Here is a 7,475-nt window from a genome sequence, read left to right on the forward strand (position 1 = left end):
ACCCGGAAGCTAAGCCTTTCAGCGCCGATGGTACTGCAGGGGGGACCCTGTGGGAGAGTAGGACGCCGCCGAACAATTATTCCGGGAAAGCCCCGTGCCCTTGTGGCACGGGGCTTTTCTGCGTTCTGAGCGTCTAGGCTCGAACCATGCGCTACGAACTGGTCATCTTCGACAACGATGGTGTGCTCGTCGACAGTGAGCCGATCTCCAACGCCATCCTCTCCGGCTACCTGACCGAGCTCGGTCACCCCACCTCGTACGAGGAATCACTCCGTGACTACATGGGGTCCGCCGTGCACCGGGTGCACGACCTCGTCGAGGAAAGGACCGGGGAGAAGCTGCCCGCGGACTTCGACGAGACGCTCCACTCCCGGATCTTCGCCGCGTTCCAGGAGGAGTTGGAACCGGTCGAAGGAATCGACGACGTGCTGGGAAAGCTCGTCGCCGACGGTGTGCCGTACTGCGTCGCCTCCTCCGGGAGCCACGAACGGATCCGGGTCGGGCAGCGCAAGACCGGGCTCGACCAGTGGTTCGAGGAGGAGTGGATCTTCAGCGCGGAGGACGTCGGGCACGGGAAGCCGGCACCCGATCTGTTCCTTCTCGCCGCTGAGCGGATGGGCGTTCCGCCCGAGAGGTGTGTCGTCATCGAGGACAGCCCGCTCGGGGTGGAGGCGGCACGGGCCGCGGGGATGGATGTGTACGGGTTCACGTCGATGATGCCCGCCGACCGGCTCGCCGGGGTGACCGGGCACTTCTCCGACATGGCCCAATTGCGGGAACTGCTCGCCTGATCCATCTACCCACGGGTAGGCCAGGGCCCTACGCTGCGGCCATGACGGATGCGCGGCTGCGGCACGGTAGGGCTTCCTTGGCGTTGAGCTTCTTCGTGCAAGGGGTCACCTTTGCCCTGCTCGTGACGCGTATTCCTGCCATTCAGGACCGGTACGGGATATCCGACGGGCTGCTGCCCGTGTTCCTTGCCGCCGTACCGATCCTGGCCGGTGTGGGCAGCGTGGTCACCGAGAAGGTGGTCGCGCGGGTACGGCCCCGGGTCGTACTGAGGTGGGCGCAGCCCGTGGTGCTGCTGGCGCTGCTCGGTGTCGGGGCCGGCAGCGAGCTGTGGCAGGCGGCCATCGCGCTCGGGGTATTCGGACTGTCCGTCGGGGCGCTCGACGCCGCCATGAACATGATGGGAGTCAGCCTTCAGCGGGCGTATGGGCGCAGCATCATGCTCGGGTTCCACGCCGCGTACAGCCTGGGCGGGATCGCCGGGGCGTCGATGGCGTGGGCCGGGGCGCACTGGGATCTCACGCTGCTGATGTCATACCTTCCCGCGGTCGTCCTGCTGCTGCCTGCCGCGTTCATCGGGAGCCGGTGGTACGTCGAGGGGAAGGCGGAGACCGACGGGCAGAGGGCAGAGCGTCAGGGCGGCTCCGTCTCGTTCAAGCTGCTGATGCCGCTCTGTCTGGTGATGACCTTCGCGTACATCGGGGACTCGACGGTCTCCAACTGGAGTGCGAAGTATCTGCAGGATGTGCTGGGGAGTTCCGAGCAGCTGTCGACCGTTCCGTACAACGTCTACATGGTGACGACGCTGCTGGGGCGGGCCGTGGGGGACTTCGGGGTGCGGCGGTTCGGGGCTGTGACTGTCGTGCGGTTCGGGAGTGTGCTGGCCGCGGCCGGGTTCGCGGTGGTGGCGGTGGCTTCCGGGGCGTGGATCGGGATGCTCGGGTTCACCATGCTGGGGCTCGGGCTCTGTGTGATCGTTCCGCAGACGTTCGCGGCCGCCGGGCGGATGTTCCCGGGGACGAGCGACACGGCGATCGCACGGCTGAATGTCTTCAACTATGTGGGGTTCCTGGTGGGGTCGCCGCTGGTGGGTGCGCTCGGGGACGCGTGGAGCTACCGGGGCGCGATGCTCGTCCCGATGGCGCTGGTGCTCGCGACGCTCGCGTACGCCAAGTCGTTCGGTTCGGAGTCTGCCCGATACGGTGACGGGCATGAGCGGCCGCGCACAGTTGATGTGGGATGACGCAGTAACGGGATACGACTTCGGGGAGAGTCATCCGATGGACCCCGTCAGGCTTGCCCTGACGATGGGGCTGGTGCGGGCGTTCGGTCTCGACAACGCGGTGGATGTGGTGGCCGCCAAGCCGGCCGGGGAATCCACGCTGCGGCTCGTGCACCGTGAGGACTACGTGGCGGCCGTGCGGGCGGCCTCCGCGGATCCCCGGGCGGCCGATCAGAACTACGGGCTCGGGACGATGGATGATCCGGCGTTCGTGGGGATGCACGAGGTGTCGGCGCTGATCGCCGGGCAGTCGGTGGCCGCCGCCGAGGCGGTCTGGCGCGGGGACACCGCGCATGCGGTGAACTTCGCGGGCGGGCTGCACCATGCGATGCCGGGCGGTGCGGCGGGGTTCTGCATCTACAACGACCCGGCGCTGGCCATTGCCCGGCTGCTGGAGCTGGGCGCGGAGCGGGTCGCGTACATCGATGTGGACGTCCACCACGGTGACGGGGTGCAGGCCGCGTTCTGGGAGGACCCGCGGGTGCTGACCGTGTCGCTGCACGAACATCCGCGGACGCTCTTCCCGCAGACCGGCTGGCCGGAGGAGACCGGTTCCGGTGCGGGGGAGGGGGCCGCGGTGAATGTGGCACTGCCCGCCGGTACGGGGGACGCGGGGTGGCTGCGGGCCTTCCACGCGGTGGTGCCCGAGCTGATCGCGGACTTCCGGCCGCAGGTGCTGGTGACCCAGCACGGGGCCGATACGCACTTCGAGGATCCGCTCGCGCATCTGGCGGTGTCGCTGGACGCGCAGCGGGCGGTCATGGAGTCGTGCCATGAGCTCGCCCACGCGCATACGGAGGGTGGGCGGTGGGTGGCGCTCGGCGGGGGTGGGTATGCGGTCGTCGATGTGGTGCCGAGGTCCTGGACGCATCTGGTGGGGATCGCCGCGCATGCGCCGGTGGACCCCGAGGCGGTGATTCCTGGCTCGTGGCAGGACGAGGTCTATGCCCGGACCCGGCAGCTGGGGCCGGGCCGGATGACCGACGGGCGTACGCCGTCGTGGCAGCCGTGGGAGGCGGGGTACGACCCGGCGGACCGGCTGGATCAGGCGGTGCGGGCGACCAGGCGGGCGGCGTTCCCGCTGCGGGGGCTGCTGGCCTGAGAGCCCGTCGGGTGACCTTCGAGCGGAGAGCGGACGCGGCGTGGTGCGTGCGGTTCCAAGACGCTGGAAGGTCCTCGGATGGGGTCTCCCCTGCTCGTACGAAGCTGAGAGCTTGGGGAAGGAGCTACCAGGGCATTTCGGCAACGCCGGAAGCATGCGTGCCACGCCGTGTCCGCCCGGTCAGAGGTCGCCCGACAGGCTCTGAGGCGGGCGGGAGCGGTCAGGTTCGGCCGTTTCCGCGCAGCGGTGGGGGGCGGGGTTACGCCAACTGTGGGGCTCTACCTCTCTTTTGGCCCTCCGTCCGGGTGATTGAGGCAGCATCGGCAGGGTGTTGAGCACCGGAGCGCTGCGCGCGCATCTGCTGGCGGCCCGGCTGGCCGGGCCCGTGGCCACCTCGCGGGAGGCGAGTCTGCGGAGCTATCGGCTGTTCGCGGCCAGGGATCCGCGGGTGATGCTCGGGCTCGACCCCGCATGGGGGTGGGAGGCGCCCGATCTGCTTCGGCTGATGGCCGACAAGTGCGGGGTTTCGAACGATCCCGCTCACGTTACGGGTCCTGATGTGATCGATCCGGAGCGGACGTTGGCCGGTCTGGACGCGTTTGCCCAGCGGTTGTCGAGCGCGGCGGTCCGGCGGGCGCCGGTGCTGTTCGGGACCGGTCATCCGCACCGGTTGCTCGATTTCTACGTCGCGCTGGCAGACGCCATGTCGGCGGCGGGGTGCACCGTACTCACCCCCGCGCAGGGGAGATGTGTCGACATAACGACCCGGTTCGGCGTACGCACGTACAAGCTCGACTACGTACGGGGAGTCGCCATGGTGCGCGAACCGGGCGTGCGGCCCCATGGTGGTGAGCCGGGCGCACATACCCACTCGCCGCTGCCGGTCCGGGTCGCGCTGGAGGCGGCGGTGATGGTCCACGGGCGGCTTCCGGAGCTGGTCGTCGGGGACCACGGCTGGGTCTGCGGCGCAGGTCAGTTGGGCATTGAGGCAATCGGTCTGGCGGATACGGACGATCCCGCACTGTTCGTCGGGGAGGCCGAGGGGCGGGTCTCGGTCGCCGTTCCGCTCGACGACGCCGTGCCGTCCGCCTACTACCGGCCGCTTACTCGCTATGTGCTCAATCGGGCGTGTCTGTCACAGTAGGCGGCCGATGGTCCCTCCTCTTCCCCACTCGCATCACCCGCCCCTAATCTGGGGAGTGAGCGCACAACGACGAAGAGTCACCGGAGGGGAAGCCGGTGCGCGTCTCGTGCGGAAGGTACAGGTGGGTCATGGCTGGTGCTGGCAGCGAGAGGCCTCTCAACGAGGTCAAGTTTCTGACCGTGGCGGAAGTCGCCTCGGTCATGCGCGTGTCGAAGATGACCGTGTACCGCTTGGTGCACAGCGGTCATCTGCCGGCGATCCGGGTGGGCAGGTCCTTCCGGGTCCCGGAGCAAGCGGTTCACGAGTATCTCCGCGAGTCCTTTGTGGGGGTGGAGTCCGCCTGACGGTCACCTCGGATTACGTCCCTCACTCTGTGGCGGGTAGGCTAGGCCGACGTAGGTCGTGTGGGCCCAGACGCCCCGCACCAGTGAAGAGAAGTGAGCGAGGGTAGTCGTGGGCTCTGTTATCAAGAAGCGGCGCAAGCGGATGGCCAAGAAGAAGCACCGCAAGCTGCTCAAGCGCACGCGCGTTCAGCGTCGCAACAAGAAGTAAGCGAACGCAGTTCGTGAATCCGCAGCCCTCCCGCCGATATGACGGGAGGGCTGCGGTGCGTTTGCGGGAGGGCGCCTCTGCGTGCGTGTGCGGGCCGTGTGACGCACATTTGGGCCAAAGACTCGGCAGAAGGCCGCCGCGCAGTCATCCCAGGGCAACATCCACCCGCTACGGTGACGGCCAGGGGAAACCTCTTCGACGGAAGGCGCTGATCTTGGGGAAGGTCGTGCTCGTCACGGGAGCAGCCCGGCAACTGGGCGGCCGATTCGTGCGGCGCATCCAGCGTGATCCGGACGTGGACCGGGTGATCGCCGTCGACGCGGTCGCGCCGTCACAACAGTTGGGTGACGCCGACTTCGTACGTGTGGACATTCGCCAGCCCGCGATCGCCAGAGTCCTGGCCGCGCACGCCGTCGACACGGTCGTGCATCTGGACGTCAGCGGCAAGACCCTCGGCGCGGGCGGCCGGACCACCATCAAGGAAACCAACGTCATCGGCACCATGCAGTTGCTCGGTGTCTGCCAGAAGTCGCCGACGGTCCGGCGGCTGGTGATCAAGTCCAGTACGAGTGTGTACGGCTCCGCGCCGCGCGATCCGGCGGTCTTCACCGAGACCACCCCACCCAAGTCCCTGCCGAGCGGGGGCTTCGCGAAGGACGCGGTGGAGGTCGAGGGATACGTACGGGGCTTCGCACGCCGCCGGCCCGACGTGGCCGTGTGCGTGCTGCGGTTCGCGAACATCCTGGGGCCGGACGCGGACTCGCCGCTCGCCGACTACCTGGCACTGCCCGTGCTGCCGACGGTGTTCGGGTACGACCCACGGCTGCAGTTCGTGCACGAGGACGATGTCATCGACGTACTGCGGATCGCCTCGCACGAGCCGCGGCGCGGGACGCTGAACAGTGGCACGTTCAATATCGCCGGCGACGGGGTCCTGTTGCTCTCGCAGTGCGCGCGGCGGCTCGGGCGGCCGACGATGCCGGTGCCCCTGCCCGCCGTCACGTGGGTGGGCCAGGCGCTCCGTACGATCGGCATGACGGACTTCTCACCGGAGCAGATCCGGCTGCTCACGCATGGCAGGGTGGTCTCCACCGTCCAGATGCGCGAGACGCTGGGCTTCCACCCGGGATTCACCACCGCGGAGACGTTCGCCGCGTTCGCGCGCGGCCTGGGTCCCGGACTGTTGCCGCCCGAGACAGTGGGCAGGGCCGTCGACCGGCTGGCGGCGCTGCCGTTCGTCGGCGGGACCGGCGAGGTTCCGGTGAGCACCGGGGCAGGCGACACACAACCGACGCCCGGCGCCAGGTAGAGGAGCGCACCGACGATGGCGGATGCCAAGGTCATTCCGTTCGATGACGACCGTTCACGGTCGGGTGGCGCGCAGCGGTCCGCCCGCCGGCGGGCGGCGGGGCCCGCGGTGGGCACCGCCGCCCTCAGCGCCCTGCCGGGGCAGCAGGACGCCGTGCAGGCCCAGGAGGTGGTGCAGGGGGTGGAGGGTGCGCAGGCTCACGAAGGGGCTCGGCGCGGCAGCTGGGACCGGCGGATCGCGGGTGGGCTCGCGTTTCTGCGGCGGCGGGTCACCGGTGAGTACGAGGTCGACGAGTTCGGGTACGACAAGGAGCTCACCGATCAGGTTCTGATGTCGGTGCTGAGGCCGATGTACGAGAAGTACTTCCGGGTCGAGGTGAAAGGCATCGAGAACATCCCGTCGGACGGCGGGGCACTGATCGTGGCCAACCACTCGGGGACGTTGCCGCTGGACGGGCTGATGCTTCAGGTCGCCGTGCACGACACCCATCCGGCCGGCCGGCATCTACGGCTGCTCGCCGCGGACCTGGTGTTCATGATGCCGGTGGTGAACGAGCTGGCCAGGAAGGCCGGGCACACGCTGGCCTGTGCGGAGGACGCGGAGCGGCTGCTGAGGCAGGGCGAGGTCGTCGGCGTGATGCCGGAGGGCTTCAAGGGCATCGGCAAGCCGTTCGGCGATCGGTACAAGCTGCAGCGGTTCGGGCGGGGCGGCTTCGTGTCGACGGCGCTGCGGGCCGGGGTGCCGATCGTGCCGTGCTCGATCGTGGGGGCGGAGGAGATCTACCCGATGATCGGCAACGCGAAGACGCTGGCGCGGGTGCTGGGGATTCCGTACTTCCCGATCACACCCACGTTTCCCTGGCTGGGACCGTTGGGCGCGGTTCCGCTGCCGACGAAGTGGACGATTCAGTTCGGGGAGCCGATTTCTACGGACGGGTATCCGGTGGAGGCAGCGGAGGACCCGATGCTGATGTTCAACTTGACGGATCAGGTGCGGGAGCAGATTCAGCACACGCTGTACAAGTTGCTGGTTCAGCGGCGGTCGGTGTTCTTCTGACGGTGCGTGCGGGTGTGTGGCCGGGGCATCCGGCAGCCGGTTTGTCCTCAATCGCCGGACGGGCTTGATGTACCGGCGATTGAGGGCGGTTGGGCCAGGGGTCTCCCCTGGTGACCGGCAAGCTTTGGCCCGCCGGGGCAAAGCTTGCCGGTCACGGCACTAGGGCGTGTTTCGAAAGGAGCGTCGTCCGCCCGCAGGGCGGGCCTGGCGGCGTCTGGTGCGTGCGATCGCAAGGCGGAGG

8 protein-coding genes and 1 rRNA gene are annotated in these 7,475 nt (G+C 68.7%); all 9 read left to right on the forward strand.

What is annotated here, in order from left to right; translation table 11 throughout:
- Positions 1–74: ribosomal RNA gene (rrf, locus tag ACIBB8_RS37035) — 5S ribosomal RNA — on the forward strand; the annotation flags it as partial.
- A gap of 72 nt (positions 75–146) precedes the next feature.
- Positions 147–791 carry an HAD family hydrolase gene (locus tag ACIBB8_RS37040; protein WP_366695652.1) on the forward strand — a complete coding sequence of 215 codons (645 nt, stop codon included), beginning with the start codon at positions 147–149 and terminating at the stop codon, positions 789–791.
- Between the two features lie 41 nt (positions 792–832).
- On the forward strand, positions 833–2,032 hold the full coding sequence (locus tag ACIBB8_RS37045) for an MFS transporter (RefSeq protein WP_398959727.1): 1,200 nt from the start codon (positions 833–835) through the stop codon (positions 2,030–2,032).
- Positions 2,001–3,173 carry an acetoin utilization protein AcuC gene (locus ACIBB8_RS37050; protein ID WP_398959729.1) on the forward strand — a complete coding sequence of 391 codons (1,173 nt, stop codon included), beginning with the start codon at positions 2,001–2,003 and terminating at the stop codon, positions 3,171–3,173. The genes ACIBB8_RS37045 and ACIBB8_RS37050 overlap by 32 nt, the downstream gene beginning before the upstream one ends.
- A 328-nt stretch (positions 3,174–3,501) precedes the next feature.
- Positions 3,502–4,317 carry a phosphatase gene (locus ACIBB8_RS37055; RefSeq protein ID WP_398959731.1) on the forward strand — a complete coding sequence of 272 codons (816 nt, stop codon included), beginning with the start codon at positions 3,502–3,504 and terminating at the stop codon, positions 4,315–4,317.
- Between the two features lie 128 nt (positions 4,318–4,445).
- A complete protein-coding gene (locus tag ACIBB8_RS37060; protein WP_266984444.1) occupies positions 4,446–4,661 on the forward strand; it encodes a helix-turn-helix domain-containing protein in 216 nt (71 codons plus the stop codon).
- Positions 4,662–4,770: 109 nt separating this feature from the next.
- A complete protein-coding gene (locus ACIBB8_RS37065; RefSeq protein WP_003948845.1) occupies positions 4,771–4,869 on the forward strand; it encodes a 30S ribosomal protein bS22 in 99 nt (32 codons plus the stop codon).
- A gap of 214 nt (positions 4,870–5,083) precedes the next feature.
- Positions 5,084–6,178, forward strand: coding sequence for an NAD-dependent epimerase/dehydratase family protein (locus tag ACIBB8_RS37070; protein WP_398959734.1), 1,095 nt, complete (start codon positions 5,084–5,086; stop codon positions 6,176–6,178).
- 15 nt (positions 6,179–6,193) lie between these two features.
- Complete coding sequence (locus tag ACIBB8_RS37075; protein WP_398959736.1) at positions 6,194–7,234, forward strand: lysophospholipid acyltransferase family protein; 1,041 nt, start codon at positions 6,194–6,196, stop codon at positions 7,232–7,234.
- Positions 7,235–7,475 lie beyond the last annotated feature (241 nt).

It is taken from the genome of Streptomyces sp. NPDC051286 (assembly GCF_044455345.1).
Classification (GTDB): domain Bacteria; phylum Actinomycetota; class Actinomycetes; order Streptomycetales; family Streptomycetaceae; genus Streptomyces.

Bases quoted from the DNA above. Each gene is read 5' to 3' on its own strand.
- ACIBB8_RS37045 (WP_398959727.1), top strand. From the start codon at position 833: ATGACGGATGCGCGGCTGCGGCACGGTAGGGCTTCCTTGGCGTTGAGC.
- ACIBB8_RS37040 (WP_366695652.1), top strand. From the start codon at position 147: ATGCGCTACGAACTGGTCATCTTCGACAACGATGGTGTGCTCGTCGAC.
- ACIBB8_RS37060 (WP_266984444.1), top strand. From the start codon at position 4,446: ATGGCTGGTGCTGGCAGCGAGAGGCCTCTCAACGAGGTCAAGTTTCTG.
- ACIBB8_RS37050 (WP_398959729.1), top strand. From the start codon at position 2,001: ATGAGCGGCCGCGCACAGTTGATGTGGGATGACGCAGTAACGGGATAC.
- ACIBB8_RS37075 (WP_398959736.1), top strand. From the start codon at position 6,194: ATGGCGGATGCCAAGGTCATTCCGTTCGATGACGACCGTTCACGGTCG.